We start from the raw sequence: 19,867 nt of genomic DNA on the forward strand, positions 1-19,867 counted from the left end.
AATGGCAAGTATAAAACCAAAAACAACAAAACAAACTAAAGAAAAATATGAAAATCCTACTTTACCAGAAAATAATAAAACCTTTGTTAAAGAAAAAAACTTTCAAACAATTTTTGATCATAAAAAAATGACTGTTGAAATCATTGACACAAGTAAACCTGAAACTTTAGTTAAAACAGTTGATAATGAACTTAAGATAACAAAATCAAAATTAGATTTGAAAACAAAGTCAAAAGATACTAGTAAGCAAAAAGTTGAAAAAAAACCAGTTGTTGAAGTTAAATCTAAAACTGAATCAAAAGATAGCGTCAAAGTTACACCCACAAAAAATATTGGAAAAATTACTAAAATTTCTGGACCCGTTATTGATATCCGTTTTGATGACAACAGTTTACCTAATTTAAATAATGCTATTAGCATTGACAACCAAGGTCAAGAATTAATTGTTGAAGTTTCACAACATATTGGTGATGATACCGTACGTTGTATCTCTATGGGACCTACTGAAGGATTACGTCGTGGCTTAGATGCTATTGACCTCGATGGTCCTATCTCTGTTCCTGTTGGTGAAGAAGTTCTAGGACGTCTTTTAAATGTTTTAGGTGATGTAATTGATGAAAAACCAGCAATCAAATCTAAATTACGTTATCCTATTCACCGCAATGCCCCTAGTTTTGATGAAATTCAATCAAAAGCTGAAATTTTAGTAACTGGAATTAAAGTTATTGATTTGCTAGCACCTTATGCTAAGGGTGGAAAAATTGGTTTATTTGGTGGTGCTGGAGTTGGTAAAACCGTATTAATCCAAGAACTAATTAATAATGTTGCTAAAGAACACGGTGGAATTTCTGTCTTTGCTGGAGTTGGAGAACGAACACGTGAAGGAAATGACTTGTACTATGAAATGCAAGAATCAGGTGTCATTGATAAAACAGCTTTAGTTTTTGGTCAAATGTCTGAGCCTCCAGGTGCTCGTATGCGAGTTGCTTTAACGGGTTTAACAGTTGCTGAATATTTCCGTGATGAAAAACAACAAGATGTTTTATTATTTATTGATAATATTTTCCGTTTCACACAAGCTGGTAGTGAAGTTTCAGCCTTGTTAGGAAGAATGCCTTCTGCTGTTGGATACCAACCAACCTTATCAACAGAAATGGGAGCTTTACAAGAACGTATTGTTTCAACTAAACGTGGTTCAATTACCTCAGTACAGGCCGTTTATGTGCCTGCTGATGACTTGACTGACCCAGCTCCTGCTACAACCTTTACGCACTTAGATGCTAAGATTGTGTTAGACCGTAATATTGCTGCTCTAGGACTTTATCCAGCTGTTCATCCGTTACAATCATCTTCAAGAATGCTAGACCCTGCTATTGTTGGTCAAGACCATTATGATACAGCACGAAGAGTAGTAGAAATGATTCAGCGTTTTTCTGAACTTGAACCAATTATTGCTATTCTAGGTATGGATGAACTAAGTGAAGAAGACAAAAAAGTAGTGGCACGTGCTCGAAGAATACGTAACTTTTTCTCACAACCATTCCATGTAGCTGAAAAGTTTTCTGGACTAAAAGGAATTTATATTTCTATTGAACAAACAATTGCTAGTTTTAAAGAAATTTTAGATGGTAAATGTGATGATATTCCAGAACAAGCATTCTTATATGTCGGAACAATTGACCAAGTGCTTGAAAAAGCTAAAAATTTAAAATAATGGTTGGTGAATAATATGGCATTAAATTTAAAAATTATTACTCCCAACGGTATTCTCTTTGATGGTGAAGTCCAATGAGTTAACGTTAAAACTACGGAAGGTTATATTGGTATTTTTGAATGACACATACCATTAATTGCTAATATTCAAATCTCTAAGATGTCATTTAAAACCAAACAAAAAGTACGTAATTTAACAATTTCAGGTGGTCTTTTAGTTACAGATTTACACTCTGTTCGTATTATTAGTGATAAAGTTGAATATACATCAATTTTAAAAGCAAAAGAAACGCAAGTATCAGATGAGCGTATTAAACGTGTTAGTGGGGCTTAGTTATGGTTAAAGATCCTGCTTTAGTTAAATGATTTATTGAAATATCAATTTATCTTTTTAGTTTTATTGCTAGCGCTTTTGCTATTAGATCAGTTTCTTTTAATAAATTTTTAAATCATAATCGATTTAAAGAAGCATGAGTATTATATATGTTAACAACATTGGTTTTTACATATTGTATCGGTACTTTAATTATTAATTTTATTGGTTTAGATATTTGGTTTAGTTAGATATTATTGTAGTTTTAACTTGAATTTTATAAATAATAATAAATATCCATTTTAAATGGATTTTTTATGTTTTTTTGAAAAAAATATATAATATTTCTTTATTGGTATTGCTAAACAAAAAAAGTGTAGGTATAATCTTTTTTATAATAGGTTAGAAAGGGGGTGAAAAAAATGAAAAAATTTTTTCACAAGAGAGACTCATCTGGAGATAGTAATCCTAGTTTTAGTTTTAAAGGTTCTTTTAATAAACTAGGTGGTTATATGTTTGGTCGTATGCAAAATTTAGCAAGAGCTATTGTCTTGCCAATTGCTACTTTACCAATTGCTGGTCTATTATTAGGTATTGGTGGAGGTGTTGCTACTGCTTTAGGGAAATTACATAACGCTGATCATTTAACAGCATTGATTAGAATTTTTGGGATTATGCAAGCAGCAGGTAATGTTGTTTTTGCAAACTTAGGTTTAATCTTTGCTATTTCTATTGCTTTTGGTTTTGCTAAAGCAAGTAAAGGTGTAGCAGCGTTATCTGGATTTATTACGTTTGCTGTTATGACATCAGTTATTAATGGTTTGTTCTTTTATGATTCTGACACAGGAATTTTAGGATTTGATCCTTGAAATTTAGGTGGTGGTGCAAGTATCAAAGATGATAAGTCAGGAGTATTTGGTAATGTTTTAGGACTATTTCCAACGATTGATACTTCAGTTTTAGGTGGTATTCTTGTTGGATGATTAATTTCTATTGTTCACAGTCGTTCTTATAACATCCGTATGCCAAGAGTATTAGCTTTCTTTGGTGGTGAAAGATTTGTACCAATTCTTGCTGTTTTTCTTGGGTTAGGGATGGGATTAGCGTTCTTCTTTATTTGACCAGCATTATTAGTTGCATTTAAAGCCATAGGTCAAGGATTATCAACAGGTATGAATACAGGGACAATGACTGATGGGTCATTAACTGGTGGAGCATTTCATCCAACAGTTTGTGGAGCGTTTATTGCGATGTTCTTTGGTATTACTGAACGTTTATTAATCCCAACAGGATTACATCACGTACAATACACACCATTTTGATATACATCAGTTGGGGGTACTTGAACTGATGAAACTGGTAAAACTTTTGTTGGTGCTTACAATATTTTCTTTGCTCAATTTGCTTCTGGAGCAACTGGTCATATGAACCAAACACCAGGGACAATGTTTATGAGTGGTCGTTTTGCTTTCATGCAGTATGGTTATCCATTTGCTGCCTTAGCAATGTGAAAATTAGCAAGACCAGAAAATAAAAAACTGGTTGGTGGAATCTTAGGTTCTGCTGCGCTAACTTCATTCTTAACAGGTATTACTGAACCAATGCTATTCTCATTCTTGTTTGTGGCACCGTTATGTTTTGCCTTCCATGCCTTTATGGCCGGAATTAGTTTCATGATGGCATACTTACTAAATGTTGTTGTCGGTCAAGGGTTTGCTGCTGGATTTATTGATTTCTCATTCTTCGGAATTTTACCAGCTGCGCTTGGTAAAGCAACAGGATTCTACTGAATCTTTGTTACAGGGTTAATAATGGCACCAGCTTACTACTTTGGTTTCTATTACATTATTAAGTGACGAAACTACAAAACTTTAGGACGTGAAGAAGGTGAACTTGCTACAAACATTGCTATGCAAGGTGTTGAAGCTTCACTGGACAAATCTTCTAAAAAAGGAAAAACAAAAGCAGGTAACTTATTACTTGGACTTGGTGGAGCATTAAATATTGTTGATATTGATGCTAAAGATAAAGTACTAACAGCTACTTTAAAAGATGTTAATATATCTTCAAAAGCATTATTAAGACTAAGTGGTACTAAATCAGTAAAAATAGCTGGTAATAAAATAGAAATTATTTATGCTGATGGTGCAGATTCTATGCATACACAGTTACAAGAAGAAATGACAAAAGCACCAGTTGAAACTTCAAAAGATAAAAATAACGTTATGTTAGAAAATATTTTTTTAGGTCTAGGTGGTCGTGATAATGTTAAACTTTTAGATAATTGTGCAACAAGACTACGAGTTACGGTTATTGATGAAACTAAAGTTGATGATAAAATCTTAAAATCAACAGGAGCAGCAGGTATCTTTAAAAAGGGTACAGCTGTGCAAGTAATCTATGGTCCACAAGTAGGTAACATAAAAAATGATTTATTAAAAACTTGAACACCAAAATAAATTATTAATTATTATTAAAAATCTTCAAATGTTGTTTATACATTTGAAGATTTTTTAAGTATTAATTTTAGAAAATGTTATTATTATAAGGCTTTTCTCCCTTTATGTACTATTTTTAAATTTTATCACATAAATGCTGAGAAAAGCCTATCTACGGACTTCTCCCCACATTTTTAAATTAAACATAGCATTACAGTTTCAAAACTAGGTATGTTATTGAATTTATATGCAGCTTCTTTTGCATATAAATGAATATGATGTTTTGCAACTTTGATATGTGTTTTAAATGTTCTTCGTATATGTTTTCATACTGACTCAATTTGGTTGGTATTTACACCAGTTTTTGAAACATAGCCATCTTGATGGTTAACTGTTTCATGCTTAGTGAAAACCGATTTCAAATCGCGATATCCTTTTCAAGAATCAGTATGTACATCACACTTTGAAGAAATGTGGTTTATTGCAAACTGCAAAAGATTTTTACTGTTTGCGTTTTTCAATACTTTCACAATCAGATTGTTGGTTGTTTTTTCATAAATACCAACAATCAAGGTTTTGTTCAACAAGGATCTTCCTTGTTTTTTAAACCCATATGTGAAAGATACATTTCATCCATTTGCACTATGCCCTCAACAATGAATTGAGGTTCTTGTTTAGCAATGGCACTTCGGATTTTATGACCCATTCTTCAAGCTGTTTTCAAGGTCACTCCCAATTCTTTTGCAACATCAGTTGATGGAATTCCATGTTTGGTGTTTATTCATCTAAAGATGAGATAAAACCAAGATATTAAAGGTGTTTGTGAATTTGAAAATATAGTGCCCGTGAGAATACTGAATGTTTGATGACATTTCAAACATCTCATTTTTCTTAAATTAGAAGTATTCAAATTAAAACTAGAACAACTAATACATTTGCTTTGTTTCAAACTTGCTATATATGCAAGACATTGTTTTTCAGTTTGAAAAGTATTATTGAACTCATTCAATTTCATTGTTTCCTCCACAAGTACATGTGGGGAGAAGTCCGTATTATAATTAGTATCTATAGTAGAAATTATTTGAAAGGAAACATAAAATGGATAAATTTACTAATACCATAAATGAATTAACAACTATTTTTAATAATAATGCTAATAGCACCACTAAAATCAAACAAGAAAATTTTTAGTAAATAATTTTCTTTTTTATGGTATTTTAACTAGTAAACGTAAATCATTAGTAAAACCCGTTATTACTAATTATAATAAAATTTTAACATTGCAAGAAAAGAAAAATTTATTTGAAGAAATGTATAAACAACCAAATCGTGAATGACAATATACAGCTATAGATTAAGTCCCGAATCTTGTGTAAATTTATTTTTACAGAGCAATATTTCTCATATCAAATAAATTTAGTTTAATTTATTGTACCATACTTAAAAGTTGCTAGGTTAATCTTATCTAAAATTAATTTTAAAATTATTATATTCGTCCATATTAATATGAACACGATTTATCATTCATTTTTCATTAAATTTCATTAAAATTGAACCTATTATTCGATATACACTATCAACTCCATGAAATATGGTAACAACACCTTCTCTTCTTCGAATTTCAAGGTTTAGGCGTTCAATGTGATTACTAGTTCTTAATTTTTTATGGTAATACAGTGGAAAGCTTAAAATTGCTAAAGCATCATCAAATCCATTTTTAAGAATTCGTAATGCCGAGTCTAAAAGATGGGAATAATTATCTTGCATTTCTTTAAGAATCATTCTAGCCATTTTAATACTACTAGCGTTGAAAATGGCATTAACATCTCTTTCAACTTTTTCTCTATCCTTTTTAGGTGTTTTATCCAAGTATTTATTTATACAAAGTTAATGAATATTTAGATTGAAAACTTAAAATATTAAATAAATCTACTTTAGTAAATTTATCCTTTCATAATTCTAAAAAAGGCATAAATCTATGATTTAAATCAACCTCAAAAAATGAAGAGCTATCATCTCATATTGAAGCAGTAATAACATTTCCTAAAACTTCTTGACTCTGCTCATTCTTCAACTCAACAAAAGTTTTATTAACTAATCCTTTAATTAATTTTTGATATCTTGGATATCGATTTTTACTTTTTAATTCTAATTTATTAAAAAAATCTAATTTCAATAATTTTATTGTTAATTCATTTTTTTCATAAGGTTTTATATGTGAAAAAATTATATAAGATAAAGAAACTATAGTTATTATTGGAATACCTTTAATCATTGACTTTATTATCTTTATTTTTATTAAAGATTTATCAATATATGTTAAATTTCCAATTTTGCTAGTTACATTAATTGTTGTTTCTTTATTACTAATGCCAATATTACCACGAAAGAAAGGATGACACTCATTCTTAATAATCTTTCAGTTTAAATTAGAATTAAAAACATATGAAAGGGATGTTCATAATATGTTAATCAAAAAAGAAACAAGTTCTAAAAATTTAATTCCTTATAAAGCAATTAGTCAACAATCAATCATCCTAGATGATGATACTAATCTTATTAGTATTGAATTAAATGGTTTCGATATTAGTTTACTTTCTAATGAGGAACGTGATAATAAAATAGGTTTATTATCAAAGGTTTTTCGTACAATCAAAGAGGGTGCCACATTAGTTAAAGTTGAAATGCCCATTGATTTACAAAAAAATCAAAATCACTTAAAAGATTTAAAATCCTATTTATCACAGCAATTTATTGATAAAAATATTAGTGATAAAGGTTATACTTCAAGAGTTAAACAATTAGATAATCAAATTTTAACTAATCATCAAATTAGTACATCTAGTACTTTATCTAAAAGTAAATTTTATTTATTTATCTATGCGAAAAATATTAAACAGTTGCTTAGTTTGTATTCCAACCTTGAATTTTTATTAAAACAAATTGGTTTAAATCCCAAATTAAATTCAGGTACTGAAATCGCTCAAACTTTATATACTTTATATAATCCAGGAGAAGTAGCTAATCCTAACTTATATTTAGACCGTTCATTAAAAGACTTTCTTTCACCAACTAAAATTGAATTTTTTAAGAACCATATTAATTTAGGATCTACAATTGCTCAAATTAAAAATGTATATGATTACCCTTTAACTACTTTAGATGGTTGACTTGCGCCACTAGCTCTTTTAAAAAATACAACGTTCATTTTAAATTTAAAAACTTTAGACATAGCAACTGCTAAAAAACAAATTGATACTGCCATGGGTCATTTAAAAACTCATAGTATATCAAAAGCTTCTGAAGATGTTAATTATAATCAACATCAAGATAGTTTTCAAAATCTTTTAAATAGTATTATTGCAGGAGAAGAACAATTAAAAATTACTAACTTAATGATAATGACCTATGCTAATAATCAAGAGGATTTAAATGAAATTAATAGTGAATTAAATAGTGTTATTCGCCAGCATGGTATGTTTAGCAGATAGATGTTCATATCAACAAAAAGAGGTATTTACATCATTTATTCCCATTCCTAATGACCCTTTATTGAATACTAATGGCCGTGAAATTCCAGCACAAACATTAGGTGCTTCTTTCCCATTTTTAAACCAAGAACTAAATGATGAAACTGGTTTTTTCTTAGGTTTAAATTCAGTTGGCAGTAGTACTTTATTTGATATTAATGTTCGTAATAATCAACGTAAAAATAGTAACATGTTTATTTTAGGAACTACAGATATATGTGAGGTATGACTATTTCATTTACAAAAGTAAGAAATAAATTAGATAATGCAACAGATAATATTCGTATTATTGGAAAAGCATTATATGCATTACCAAGTGCAATTAGACCAGATTTAATGTATATTATTCAAGAAAAAATGCCAACAATTGATGAAATTAAAACAGCAAGAGCAAAAAATTATAAAGTTGATGCAACTAATATTAATGCAACTTATCAATCAACAGATTATGATAATATGAATATTTTAGATTTACAAAATATAATTTATTATAAAAATTTAGGAAAAATTACTATGGCTGGTGCAATACCTACTAATAATGAATTAGAAACTATAATAGTAAATATTGGTAATAATGGTTATGAAAAAGGTAAAGCAGAATTTAGTAATATTACATCAACAAGTGCTACTATTTCTGGTAATAATAAAGAATATTATGGAACAGTAAAATTAGAATTTACTAAAAAATAATTATGGAATATATTTATAAATATTTTGATGAAAAAGCACATATTACTATTTATTCAGCCAAACCAGAAGATTTAACTACATCTAATGATATAAGAGCAATTTTATTAGATGAATATCCTAAATTAAGAAATGATTATTTTATAGTAAGTGATGTTCATGATAATTTTGCTATATGTGTTGGAGATAATATAAATTGTCAAGGAACAGTTAGAATTCAAGTTAAAAAACCAACTAATTTAAAGGATGTTAAAAATGCCACATGTTGAGAATATACAATCAAATAACTATACTTTAACTAAATTAATAAGAACTGGAATTAGTCCAATTTTAGCAATGATTGGAACTAGTGCTTATTATGGTCAATTAATAGGTAATCCAATATTAGGTTCAATTAATAGTTTATTATTTGGTAAAAAATTAGGTTTAGATATTTGAAATTTAAATCAAAGACCTTCTGCTAAAACTAAACTAATTAATAGTTCTAAAAAAATATTATTAGGTTTAGGAACAATTGGCTTAGTAAATTATGCAAAATTTACTAATACAAATATCAATCCAAATCCAACTGAAAATCCAATAACTACAACAACAGTAGACCCATTTCCAGATAATGTATTATTAGTTAATAATGATAATAATTTAATGGATTGAGATACTTATATTTCATTAAATGCTTATGGTATTTCAAATCTTATAGCAGGAATTACTGAATTAATACCTAATAGATTTGAAACTATTCGTAGAATAGCAAATATGGCAAATGGTGGATGTTTGATTTCAAGTGGTGTTGCTATTGGTATTAATAATGATTTTAATAATGCTTATGCAGTACCTACCATAGTTGCTGGTGCTTCTGAAATTATCCATAATTTACTACCTATTGAAACTACACATCATAACCAAGAAATGCAAGAAACACCATTTAATAATGAAACTGCAAGATTAATTAATGATAATAGATTTACTATTAATAGTGAAACATCTAGTCAATATGGTAGTGATAATATGAGTGAAGTACCATTAAATCATGATAATGCTTCATTAAATTGAGATTATAACCATATGAGTTTATAATGTTACCTTTAATTATTAGACTTATATACTCAGCATTAGCAAGTGATGATATTCGTGTATTAATTGTTAGTTTATTAAAAAATTATAGTAAAGATACAGGATTAAAAACAGTTTTAGATAGTGAAAATGTTAGTGAAGAAGAACTTGACCAACCATATTCAACTTTTAATCCAAATATTGCTAAAAAATTATTATCTATATTAAAATCTAATGAATTAACTATTTTAAAAAATGAATTAAATAAATTATTTGTTAATCCTGCTAAAAAAATTAATAATTTATTAAAAGATAATACTAAAGATTTAAATGATAAAGATATAGAAGAAGCTAATAATAAAGATGAAAAAGGTTGAGTAGTATTATCTAGTTCATGATTAAAAAAAGGTAATTTTTATAAATCTAATAAATCATTAAAATTAGGTTTATTACAAGTATTAATACAAAGTGATACAAGTAAAAATAAACGTTGATATGGACCATATACTTATCCTAATGTAAGTGAAGAAACCTGAAACTTAATGAAAGTTCAAAAAGGTAAAAATGGTAGTGGTGCTGGAACAATATTTTGAAGATATTTTTTAAGGGATTTTTTACCATCACAGATACGTAAATATGTTAAGAAACAACTTAAAGAACAGAAAGGTATTAGTAAAGGTAAACAACGTTATAATGTGCTTAAATCAACGAATATTAATGTATTAAAAACAACTGCATTTATTAATAGATTAGAACGTGGATTTTTTAAACTTAAAGAATTTAAAACTTTACCAAAAACTGAATTAGGTAGTAGAGCATGAAGAGTAGAAAGAAAAGAATATTTAACTTTTCATAAAACTAATAATTTAAATAAAAATATTGGCATTTCTATTTATAAAAATAAAAGTAAATATAAAACGTGAAAGTAGGTGGTAATTATTATTGAATTAGATAAACCAATTAAACCAATTGGTATATGAAATACTATTAATCCAATATCAAAAGATAATAAAGAATATAAAAGATTAAATAAAATTTGATTTAATAAAAATAGTACTCATATTGATAAAATAAAAATTTTAATATCAAATATTTTAAAAATAACTAGTCATATTATTGGTATATTAATAACATTATTTTTTACAATAACACCATGATTAATACCTAAAATACCAATAGAAATGGGAATAGGTAATTATACTACTCAATATAATTTTAGTTGACCAGATCATGTAGCATTAACTTTATTTCCAATGTTTAGTCATATAGGATTAAATGTTATTACTAAATTAGGTAATTATGGAAAATTAATTAAATATGGATTAATTACTATACCAATTATTATTACAAGTCCTTATTTAATTTATCAATATCAACAAATTAAAAAACATAAAAAAGAATGTAATTTATGTAAACAACATTCAAATAAAATTCAAATAGAAAAGGTGGAATAAATCATGAATTTAACAGTATATTTATTAAGTGGAATTATAGGAGGAGCAGTTACTAGTGGGGTTATTATTACTTTTTTATTATCTATTATTTCAAAAAAAATTAAAAAAAATAAACAAGATATAGTTGCAAAAGAACTTAAAATTAATAAATTAATTGAATATATTATTTTAAATACTAAACAATTAAATGATAAATTACAATTAACAGAAACTCCTATTGCACAAAAATTAGATGCTTTTGATGTTGATGAAAAAGATTTTGAAGATTTTATTATTGCTCAAAAAGCAAAACGTCAAGAATTAACAAATAAAGATAAGAAAAAAGTAACTAAAATTAAAATTTAAAGGGTTTAAATACCCTTTATTTTTACATTAAGGAGTAAATTATGGCTATTAAAGACCCAATTTTATTTATAACAGTTGAAGAATTTAAAAATTCTAAATATTTTAATGAATTATTATTTGATAAAGTTACTACTCCAGATAATGAAATTTGATTTGCAATATCTGTAGCTAGTAGTAATATTGATTATTTAAGTGGTTTTACTATTAGTAAAAAATGACCAGAAATAACACCAACAGATTTTACAGATAATATTCAAACAGCAACTACTAATTATGTTAGATTTTTATTAACTAAAGATGTAGATTATTTACGTGGTCAAGGTTCAATTAGTCAAGGTGGATTAACTTATAGTGAAACTAATCCAGATGACCCTTATTTTATCCCACCAGAAGTATTTAATTATTTAAGAAAAATTAAAGAATAACCAAATATTAAAGGTTTTGATTTAAAAGGAATAGAACCACAAAAAAATAATTATTTTAATAAATTTATTTCAAATTGTGGTGAAGATAGTCCTTTAAATGAATATATTCCTTATACTAATTTAGAATCATCAGATACTAGAACTAAAATCACTATTACTCATCCACAAAATAGATCAAGACCGGTTATTAATATTGATACTAGAGGTATTAATACATCTACTACAGTACCTGAATTTAAAAGTCCAAAAGAAACTATTGATATTAAATATGATAAAGAAACTCATATAGTTAATAGTGATGTTAGTGATAAAGTAATTTATTTTGATGACCTTGATGATAGAAAAAATGCTATTGAAATTTTAAAACATACTTTAGTACCTAATTTTATATATAAATGAGTTGCTTATAAAAATTTTGATCCTTTTACAGAAGATTACTCAAGTTATTTAAATGGAACTTTAATTCCTAAAAAATATGCAGATGATAAATTACAAAATAAGTTAATTGCTGGTACTAATATAACTATTGATAAAGATAATAAAATTAGTGCTACTGGTGGTAAAACTGATTTAACTGATTATTATAAAAAAGAAGAAACTAATGAACTATTAGATAAAAAACAAGATAAAACTGATAATGCATTAATAACAACAGATAAAACTATTACTGGTGCTATTAATGAAGTTAAAAATGTAATGATACACAAGATTTACATATTAGTCAAATTAAGACTGAAGTAACTAATGTACAAGGTGTTTTAGTTTTAAAACAAGATAAATTAACAGCTGGTACTAATATAACTATTAAAGATAATGTTATTAGTGCTACTGGTGGTAGTTCAGTTGATGAAAATAGAATATTTAATAATAAAAATGATAAAGATAATACAACAAGATTAGTTAATGATATTATTAAAACTAATGTTGGTGGTAAAACTTTAATTTATAGAAATAATCCAGTTATAACTGATGATTTAGATATTCCAAATAAAAAATATGTTGATGAAAGAATAAAATCTTTAAATGTTATTAAATGAAAAAATATTGGTACAAAAGAAAGTAACATTAAAATTAATTATGATTTTAAAGTAAATACTTTATATAGAGTTGGTTATTGTTGAAAAAATGTAGAAAAAAGTCCAATTATATATATGCAATTTTTATGACAAGGTGAAGGTGCTGTATTAGCTAGTTTTTTTAAAGGAATTAGTGGTAAAAGAATTACTGAATCTTATGTTGATTTAGTAGTTATTTCAAATGCTATTGCAATGGATAGATTTAATGATGATGAAGGTAAAATATATTCATTAGAAGAAGAATTAAAAGAAAATACTTATAAAATCACTAGTAATACATTAGATATTACTTCACCAAGTATAATTAATATAGATAAACCAATTAAAATTAATTCAAAAAGTTTAGAAACTAATGAAATAGAAGACAATTGTTGAGATATTGAATTAAAAGATAATCCAACACCAAATCCTCCTAACCCAAGTGTTCCACAATGAAAAGAAGTAGGAACAAGGATAACAAAAAACCAAATTAATTATAAATTTTTTTCCGGGAAAAAATATAGAGTTACTTATATATGGGATGGAGATACGCAACCTATTGCTTATTCTATAAGTAAAGAATTTAATAAATTATTATCAAATAAATATGATTGTGTATATATATTAGATAGTTGTGTAAGAAATTGAAATCTAAATTCAGGTTTAAAAATTGAATTATTAAGATTAGAAGTTATGGATAATATAATTAGAATAGTTACTGCAACTAGTGTATATAAAGGTAATATTTTAAAATTAGAAGAATTACAGGAATAATATTATGAATAAAGAATTTACTTATCTTAATGAAATTAGTTATTGATTATTAAATAAAAGTGATTTTACTCATAGTGAATATAATCTTAGTGGTTCACGATATAGTAGTAAAACATATAGTATTGCAGAAGAATTAGCAATATTAATAGCTATTTCAATTAAAGTTAATAAATCAATTGCTATATATTGTTTTAGAAAATTAAATAAAGATATTAATGATTTAGTAAAAGAAATATATAATGCTTTAATAACAATATGTTTAAATGATTATAAAGATTTTACTTTAAAATACCCTAATAAGCAAGCAGACTTTCGTTTTAAAGGCTCTAAATCATTTATAAGAGTAATGGGTGTATATAGTAATTCAAATGATAGAATACCTTTAAAAGGGCTTTCTCGTAGTGAAATAAAAGGTTTTGATTTAGCAATTGAATGATGTGAAGAAGCAAATGAATTTACTCAGCAAGAATTTCAAGCAATAACATTTGCATTAGGTAATGCTAAAAAAAGAATAAAAATAAAAAGTTGTAATCCAGATAATATTTATCAATATTATATTGAATATATGAATAAAATTGTACCTTTTAATTTAGAAATAATGAAAGAAAAAAATGAACAAATTAAATCAATATTTGATAATAATATTTTTAAATTATTTCATTATAGTAATTGAAAAGTAAATGCTCATAATCTTACATTAGATATGATTAATGATTTAGAAGAATTAAAAGTATTAGATCCAATTAAAGCACAATCTTGATATTATGGTGTACCAAGTATTCTTACTGGTGCTATATTTGCAAGATATCTTGATAAAGTTGGTACTAAATTAGATTTTCAAGTACAAAGATTAACTGGTGGTTTAGATATAGGTATGGCAACAAGTCCAAGTGGTCATCCTACAAGTGCTAGTTTATGATTTATTGGTGAAAATGATAATGGTAGAAGAGCACATAAAGAAAGTGAATTTTATCATAGTAATGTAACAATGCAATATAAAGATACTGATACATTAGCAAATGATATTATTAATTATTATATAAATGAAAGTAAACGTTATATAGCAATGTTATTTGGTTTTACTTGTTATGTTGATTATGGTAATGGTGGATTAGTATTTATTGATGTTTTAAAAAGTTGAGTTAAAAAACGTAATATAACATGATTAAAATTTATAGCAGTAGATAAATCAACTTTATATTTAAATGATAGAATTGATTTTACAACAATTTGTATGCTTAAAAATATTATTAGTTTTAATTGAGAAAGATGTCCAGAAACTAAAAGACAATATAATTTAATGCAATGATTATCTAAAGTAAAAATAGATAATGCTAATAATACTCCGCAAATGTTAGATTTACATGATGATACTTGAGATAGTGATATGTATGCTTTAATGCATGAAATGAAATGATTAATTAATGGTATTAATAATAAATTATTAATTAATAAAAATCGGACTTCTCCCCACATGTACTTGTGGAGGAAACAATGAAATTGAATGAGTTCAATAATACTTTTCAAACTGAAAAACAATGTCTTGCATATATAGCAAGTTTGAAACAAAGCAAATGTATTAGGTGTTCTAGTTTTAATTTGAATACTTCTAATTTAAGAAAAATGAGATGTTTGAAATGTCATCAAACATTCAGTATTCTCACGGGCACTATATTTTCAAAGTCACAAACACCTTTAATATCTTGGTTTTATCTCATCTTTAGATGAATAAACACCAAACATGGAATTCCATCAACTGATGTTGCAAAAGAATTGGGAGTGACCTTGAAAACAGCTTGAAGAATGGGTCATAAAATCCGAAGTGCCATTGCTAAACAAGAACCTCAATTCATTGTTGATGGCATAGTGCAAATGGATGAAATGTATCTTTCACATATGGGTTTTAAAAAACAAGGAAGATCCTTGTTGAACAAAACCTTGATTGTTGGTATTTATGAAAAAACAACCAACAATCTGATTGTGAAAGTATTGAAAAACGCAAACAGTAAAAATCTTTTGCAGTTTGCAATAAACCACATTTCTTCAAAGTGTGATGTACATACTGATTCTTGAAAAGGATATCGCGATTTGAAATCGGTTTTCACTAAGCATGAAACAGTTAACCATCAAGATGGCTATGTTTCAAAAACTGGTGTAAATACCAACCAAATTGAGTCAGTATGAAAACATATACGAAGAACATTTAAAACACATATCAAAGTTGCAAAACATCATATTCATTTATATGCAAAAGAAGCTGCATATAAATTCAATAACATACCTAGTTTTGAAACTGTAATGCTATGTTTAATTTAAAAATGTGGGGAGAAGTCCGTAGATAGGCTTTTCTCAGCATTTATGTGATAAAATTTAAAAATAGTACATAAAGGGAGAAAAGCCATAAAAATAATTTTGGTGGTGATTAATATGATAAATACAATGGAATATTTAAGTTGTGATAAATCAAAATGATATATTGATATACCAATGATTATTGCTCAAAAATCAACTAAATTATGATTAGGTAAAGGTTTTTTATTTAATTCAAGTAAAAAAGAAATATTAGATTATCTTAATGATATGAATTTAAAAGATAAATGATTAGAAAAATTTTATAAATTTGGTTTACAAAATTCACTAATGGGTAAAGTATTTATTATGATTATAATTAATGAAGATAATAGTAAATCACTTAAAATATTACCTAATAGTTTTTGTGGTAGAGTTGCTAAATATAATGAACAAGAACAATTAGCAGAATTTTATTTTATTAATGAACAAGCAGATAGTGCTACTTTAACTTGAGTAACAATACAAAATGGAAAAGTTAAATATGAAACATATAAAGATAATAATAAAGATATTATTTTAGGTTCTACAAGAACAAAATTAAAACCAAATATAACACCATTAAAAACTTATGAAATTAAAAATCCATTTAATTATATACCTATTTTTGAAATAACTAATTTACCAATTATTAATTTATATGGTAATGCAACTACTTTAAATGCATATCCAGATTGTACAGCAGTATGAGATTTAATATATGATTTAAATCGTGTTATTAGACAAAAAAGATTAGAAAGAGAATTAAATGTTACTACTTTATTTGCTTCATTACCTAATGAAACAGCAAAAGAAATGCAAGAAAATGGTAATATTATTGAAAATCCTAAAAAAGATATGATAGTTAATGTTGGTAGTGCAGGTTATGATAAAAATGGTAATGGTGGTATGCAAATTATTCAAGGTGACCCTAAATTTAGTGAATATTGATTAGATTATAATGGTACTGCTAAAGCAATATTTAATGGTGCTGGATATGATTATGATGAACATGGTAATGATGTTTATACAAATAAAACACAAAGTATGTTTAATAATAAATTTGATATGGAAACAACAGAAATTAAAATAGCATTTTATAGTTCTTATTTTTATCGTATATTTGATTTACTTCTTATTAGTGAAAATTTATGAAATGGTATTGGTGAAAGACCTTATTCATTTAAATTTATACCTATAGCAATGACTGACCAAATTATACAAGACCAAATTATTAATTCAAGATTAAATAATGGCACAATGACAGTAACTGAAGCCATTGGTGAATATGATAATATTGACCAACTTATGGCTGAAAATAAATTAGAAACTATTATTACAGAAAATAAAAAATTAAATAAAGAATTAGGAGATAATGAAAATGAGCAATCATCAACGAATTCAATTAATGAAACACGCACATCTACATCTAAAGAGACAACAAGCAATAATTAAACGTTTAAGTCATTGAAAAATATTTCCATTTATAATTAATAATGGAGCAATACCTTTAACTGAAACTGGTTATAAACCTATTAATAGTAAAATTAGTGATTTTGGTCAATATGAATTAATACTTTCTGGTAATACTCCAGTTGTATGTATTTGAAAAAAAAGTACTAATATATATCAAAAAATAAAGGTATAACTGACCCAGTAACACATAAAACAACAGGTCAAAATCAATATTATACTAAACAATATAAAATTGGTGATTATTGAAATGCTTATTTAATTGATGATACTAGTGGTGTAGATTTTGGTGGTTTACCTAATAATAGTTTATTTAAAACAATTTCTACTACAAGACAATATACATTAGTTATGTTTGAAAAAAAAGTACAGTAGATGATTATTTACAATTTTTTTGTGTATTTAATGATAAAAATGAAAATATTGGTGGTAATACAGGTAAAAATCAAGATAGACAATTATTATATATTTCAAATGTAACTAATTATTATAGTCCTTATAATGGTGAATTTAGTATGCAAGTATTAACTTTTAGTTCAGTTAATGATAGAGCAGTAGCAAGTGGTCAAAATACGCTTGATTATGTACAATATGCAAGTCCAGGTAGTGGTTATGCTTTCCCTACTATTCAAGAAGGAGAAGTAACTTTAAATCGTACTTTAATGCGTGATATTGGAGTTAGATATAGTCATAGACAATCTTATGGATTAGAATTATTATCTAGTTGTTATTATTATGGTAGACCTATAATACAAGGTCAAGCACCTAATCAAATTGATAATAAAGAAATATTTGAACAAAAAGTATTTGCTTCAAGAAGATTATTTATTGCTGGTAATAATGACCATTCAAGTACATCAGTTAAAAATATTGGTGGTTTATTAGCTGGTATAAATGATAAAATAACTACTAATAGTCATCCAGAAACAACATTTTATAATTTAATGGATGCTAAACCTACTGGATTTACTAATTTTAAAAATTTTACAGAATGATTAAAAACTTCATTAAATTTTCAAGATAATTTATTTGTAACAAAAGATTTTAAAGGTATGCTTTCTTTTGATAAAGATAAAGCAAGATTAAGTAATGGTACAGCAATTGGAGAAGCTAAATTCTTTTGAGATAGTGAATGAAATATTAATAATATCTCTGGTAATTATAATGTTGATATGAGTAGTAATTTTAAATATAAAGACTCAGATACTAATTTAATTATTGGTTCACCAACTGTAGATTATTCTAAAATATCTCAAAAATATATGTCTGCTATCTTAAATTTTAATAGTGTAGTATTTTCTCCATTAATACAAATGCCTTATGATAGTACTCAATGATTACCATTTGCTTTAAGTGATATACCTTTAATTGGTAAATTATTAACTGACTTCTCCCCACATGTACTTGTGGAGGAAACAATGAAATTGAATGAGTTCAATAATACTTTTCAAACTGAAAAACAATGTCTTGCATATATAGCAAGTTTGAAACAAAGCAAATGTATTAGGTGTTCTAGTTTTAATTTGAATACTTCTAATTTAAGAAAAATGAGATGTTTGAAATGTCATCAAACATTCAGTATTCTCACGGGCACTATATTTTCAAAGTCACAAACACCTTTAATATCTTGGTTTTATCTCATCTTTAGATGAATAAACACCAAACATGGAATTCCATCAACTGATGTTGCAAAAGAATTGGGAGTGACCTTGAAAACAGCTTGAAGAATGGGTCATAAAATCCGAAGTGCCATTGCTAAACAAGAACCTCAATTCATTGTTGAGGGCATAGTGCAAATGGATGAAATGTATCTTTCACATATGGGTTTTAAAAAACAAGGAAGATCCTTGTTGAACAAAACCTTGATTGTTGGTATTTATGAAAAAACAACCAACAATCTGATTGTGAAAGTATTGAAAAACGCAAACAGTAAAAATCTTTTGCAGTTTGCAATAAACCACATTTCTTCAAAGTGTGATGTACATACTGATTCTTGAAAAGGATATCGCGATTTGAAATCGGTTTTCACTAAGCATGAAACAGTTAACCATCAAGATGGCTATGTTTCAAAAACTGGTGTAAATACCAATCAAATTGAGTCAGTATGAAAACATATACGAAGAACATTTAAAACACATATCAAAGTTGCAAAACATCATATTCATTTATATGCCAAAGAAGCTGCATATAAATTCAATAACATACCTAGTTTTGAAACTGTAATGCTATGTTTAATTTAAAAATGTGGGGAGAAGTCCGTAGATAGGCTTTTCTCAGCA

At 26.5% G+C, this 19,867-nt stretch carries 23 protein-coding genes; 19 read left to right on the forward strand and 4 right to left on the reverse strand.

The window, feature by feature from the left end:
- Position 1: 1 nt before the first annotated feature.
- The 4 genes from atpD to ACFEL4_RS00405 all read left to right on the forward strand — a co-directional run bounded on the left by atpD (position 2) and on the right by ACFEL4_RS00405 (position 4,485).
- Positions 2-1,714, forward strand: a complete 1,713-nt coding sequence (atpD, locus tag ACFEL4_RS00390; protein ID WP_375317639.1) for a F0F1 ATP synthase subunit beta — start codon at positions 2-4, stop codon at positions 1,712-1,714.
- 15 nt (positions 1,715-1,729) lie between these two features.
- Entirely contained in the window at positions 1,730-2,047 is a 318-nt protein-coding gene (gene atpC / locus ACFEL4_RS00395) for an ATP synthase F1 subunit epsilon (protein ID WP_308149739.1), read from the forward strand.
- A gap of 2 nt (positions 2,048-2,049) precedes the next feature.
- A complete protein-coding gene (locus ACFEL4_RS00400) occupies positions 2,050-2,277 on the forward strand; it encodes a hypothetical protein (RefSeq protein ID WP_375317640.1) in 228 nt (75 codons plus the stop codon).
- A gap of 171 nt (positions 2,278-2,448) precedes the next feature.
- Positions 2,449-4,485, forward strand: coding sequence for a PTS transporter subunit EIIC (locus ACFEL4_RS00405; RefSeq protein WP_375317641.1), 2,037 nt, complete (start codon positions 2,449-2,451; stop codon positions 4,483-4,485).
- Positions 4,486-4,658: 173 nt separating this feature from the next.
- On the opposite strand, the gene ACFEL4_RS00410 is transcribed toward ACFEL4_RS00405, so the two are convergent.
- The 4 genes from ACFEL4_RS00410 to ACFEL4_RS00425 all read right to left on the reverse strand — a co-directional run bounded on the left by ACFEL4_RS00410 (position 4,659) and on the right by ACFEL4_RS00425 (position 6,739).
- On the reverse strand, positions 4,659-5,048 hold the full coding sequence (locus ACFEL4_RS00410) for an IS1595 family transposase (RefSeq protein ID WP_375316929.1): 390 nt from the start codon (positions 5,046-5,048) through the stop codon (positions 4,659-4,661).
- Positions 4,943-5,479, reverse strand: a complete 537-nt coding sequence (locus ACFEL4_RS00415; RefSeq protein ID WP_375317642.1) for a hypothetical protein — start codon at positions 5,477-5,479, stop codon at positions 4,943-4,945. The genes ACFEL4_RS00410 and ACFEL4_RS00415 overlap by 106 nt, the downstream gene beginning before the upstream one ends.
- Positions 5,480-5,925: 446 nt before the next feature.
- On the reverse strand, positions 5,926-6,333 hold the full coding sequence (locus ACFEL4_RS00420; protein ID WP_375317643.1) for a transposase: 408 nt from the start codon (positions 6,331-6,333) through the stop codon (positions 5,926-5,928).
- Positions 6,334-6,337: 4 nt separating this feature from the next.
- Positions 6,338-6,739, reverse strand: coding sequence for a replication initiation protein (locus ACFEL4_RS00425; RefSeq protein WP_375317644.1), 402 nt, complete (start codon positions 6,737-6,739; stop codon positions 6,338-6,340).
- Between the two features lie 190 nt (positions 6,740-6,929).
- On the opposite strand from ACFEL4_RS00425, the gene ACFEL4_RS00430 reads away from it, so the two are divergent.
- The 15 genes from ACFEL4_RS00430 (at position 6,930) to ACFEL4_RS00500 (ending at position 19,828) form a co-directional block, all read left to right on the forward strand.
- Positions 6,930-7,955: a hypothetical protein gene (locus tag ACFEL4_RS00430; RefSeq protein WP_375317645.1), complete on the forward strand. Its 1,026-nt coding sequence runs from the start codon at positions 6,930-6,932 to the stop codon at positions 7,953-7,955.
- The gene (locus tag ACFEL4_RS00435) at positions 7,936-8,244 is read left to right on the forward strand and encodes a hypothetical protein (protein ID WP_375317646.1); all 309 of its coding nucleotides are present in this window, start codon (positions 7,936-7,938) and stop codon (positions 8,242-8,244) included. The genes ACFEL4_RS00430 and ACFEL4_RS00435 overlap by 20 nt, the downstream gene beginning before the upstream one ends.
- Entirely contained in the window at positions 8,220-8,684 is a 465-nt protein-coding gene (locus tag ACFEL4_RS00440; RefSeq protein ID WP_375317647.1) for a hypothetical protein, read from the forward strand. Before ACFEL4_RS00435 ends, ACFEL4_RS00440 begins: the two co-directional genes overlap by 25 nt.
- Before the next feature lie 2 nt (positions 8,685-8,686).
- A complete protein-coding gene (locus ACFEL4_RS00445) occupies positions 8,687-8,968 on the forward strand; it encodes a hypothetical protein (protein ID WP_375317229.1) in 282 nt (93 codons plus the stop codon).
- Entirely contained in the window at positions 8,937-9,758 is an 822-nt protein-coding gene (locus ACFEL4_RS00450; protein WP_375317648.1) for a hypothetical protein, read from the forward strand. Before ACFEL4_RS00445 ends, ACFEL4_RS00450 begins: the two co-directional genes overlap by 32 nt.
- Positions 9,758-10,663: a hypothetical protein gene (locus ACFEL4_RS00455; RefSeq protein ID WP_375317226.1), complete on the forward strand. Its 906-nt coding sequence runs from the start codon at positions 9,758-9,760 to the stop codon at positions 10,661-10,663. Before ACFEL4_RS00450 ends, ACFEL4_RS00455 begins: the two co-directional genes overlap by 1 nt.
- Positions 10,664-11,188, forward strand: a complete 525-nt coding sequence (locus tag ACFEL4_RS00460; protein ID WP_375316884.1) for a hypothetical protein — start codon at positions 10,664-10,666, stop codon at positions 11,186-11,188. It abuts the gene before it with no gap.
- Between the two features lie 3 nt (positions 11,189-11,191).
- Entirely contained in the window at positions 11,192-11,533 is a 342-nt protein-coding gene (locus ACFEL4_RS00465) for a hypothetical protein (RefSeq protein WP_375317224.1), read from the forward strand.
- A gap of 41 nt (positions 11,534-11,574) precedes the next feature.
- Positions 11,575-11,958: a hypothetical protein gene (locus ACFEL4_RS00470; protein ID WP_375317649.1), complete on the forward strand. Its 384-nt coding sequence runs from the start codon at positions 11,575-11,577 to the stop codon at positions 11,956-11,958.
- 1,151 nt (positions 11,959-13,109) lie between these two features.
- Positions 13,110-13,787, forward strand: a complete 678-nt coding sequence (locus tag ACFEL4_RS00475; RefSeq protein WP_375317650.1) for a hypothetical protein — start codon at positions 13,110-13,112, stop codon at positions 13,785-13,787.
- A gap of 4 nt (positions 13,788-13,791) precedes the next feature.
- The gene (locus ACFEL4_RS00480; protein ID WP_375317651.1) at positions 13,792-15,342 is read left to right on the forward strand and encodes a hypothetical protein; all 1,551 of its coding nucleotides are present in this window, start codon (positions 13,792-13,794) and stop codon (positions 15,340-15,342) included.
- Positions 15,282-16,103 (forward strand): IS1595 family transposase, encoded by an 822-nt coding sequence (locus tag ACFEL4_RS00485; protein WP_375317652.1) that lies wholly within the window; start codon positions 15,282-15,284, stop codon positions 16,101-16,103. Before ACFEL4_RS00480 ends, ACFEL4_RS00485 begins: the two co-directional genes overlap by 61 nt.
- A gap of 111 nt (positions 16,104-16,214) precedes the next feature.
- Positions 16,215-17,570: a hypothetical protein gene (locus tag ACFEL4_RS00490; RefSeq protein ID WP_375317653.1), complete on the forward strand. Its 1,356-nt coding sequence runs from the start codon at positions 16,215-16,217 to the stop codon at positions 17,568-17,570.
- Positions 17,524-17,763 carry a hypothetical protein gene (locus ACFEL4_RS00495; RefSeq protein WP_375317654.1) on the forward strand — a complete coding sequence of 80 codons (240 nt, stop codon included), beginning with the start codon at positions 17,524-17,526 and terminating at the stop codon, positions 17,761-17,763. Before ACFEL4_RS00490 ends, ACFEL4_RS00495 begins: the two co-directional genes overlap by 47 nt.
- Positions 17,764-18,103: 340 nt before the next feature.
- A complete protein-coding gene (locus ACFEL4_RS00500) occupies positions 18,104-19,828 on the forward strand; it encodes an IS1595 family transposase (protein ID WP_375317655.1) in 1,725 nt (574 codons plus the stop codon).
- The last annotated feature ends 39 nt before the right edge of the window (positions 19,829-19,867 follow it).

The organism is Spiroplasma endosymbiont of Virgichneumon dumeticola, assembly GCF_964264745.1.
In the GTDB taxonomy this organism is placed as follows: Bacteria; Bacillota_I; Bacilli_A; order Mycoplasmatales; family VBWQ01; genus Spiroplasma_E.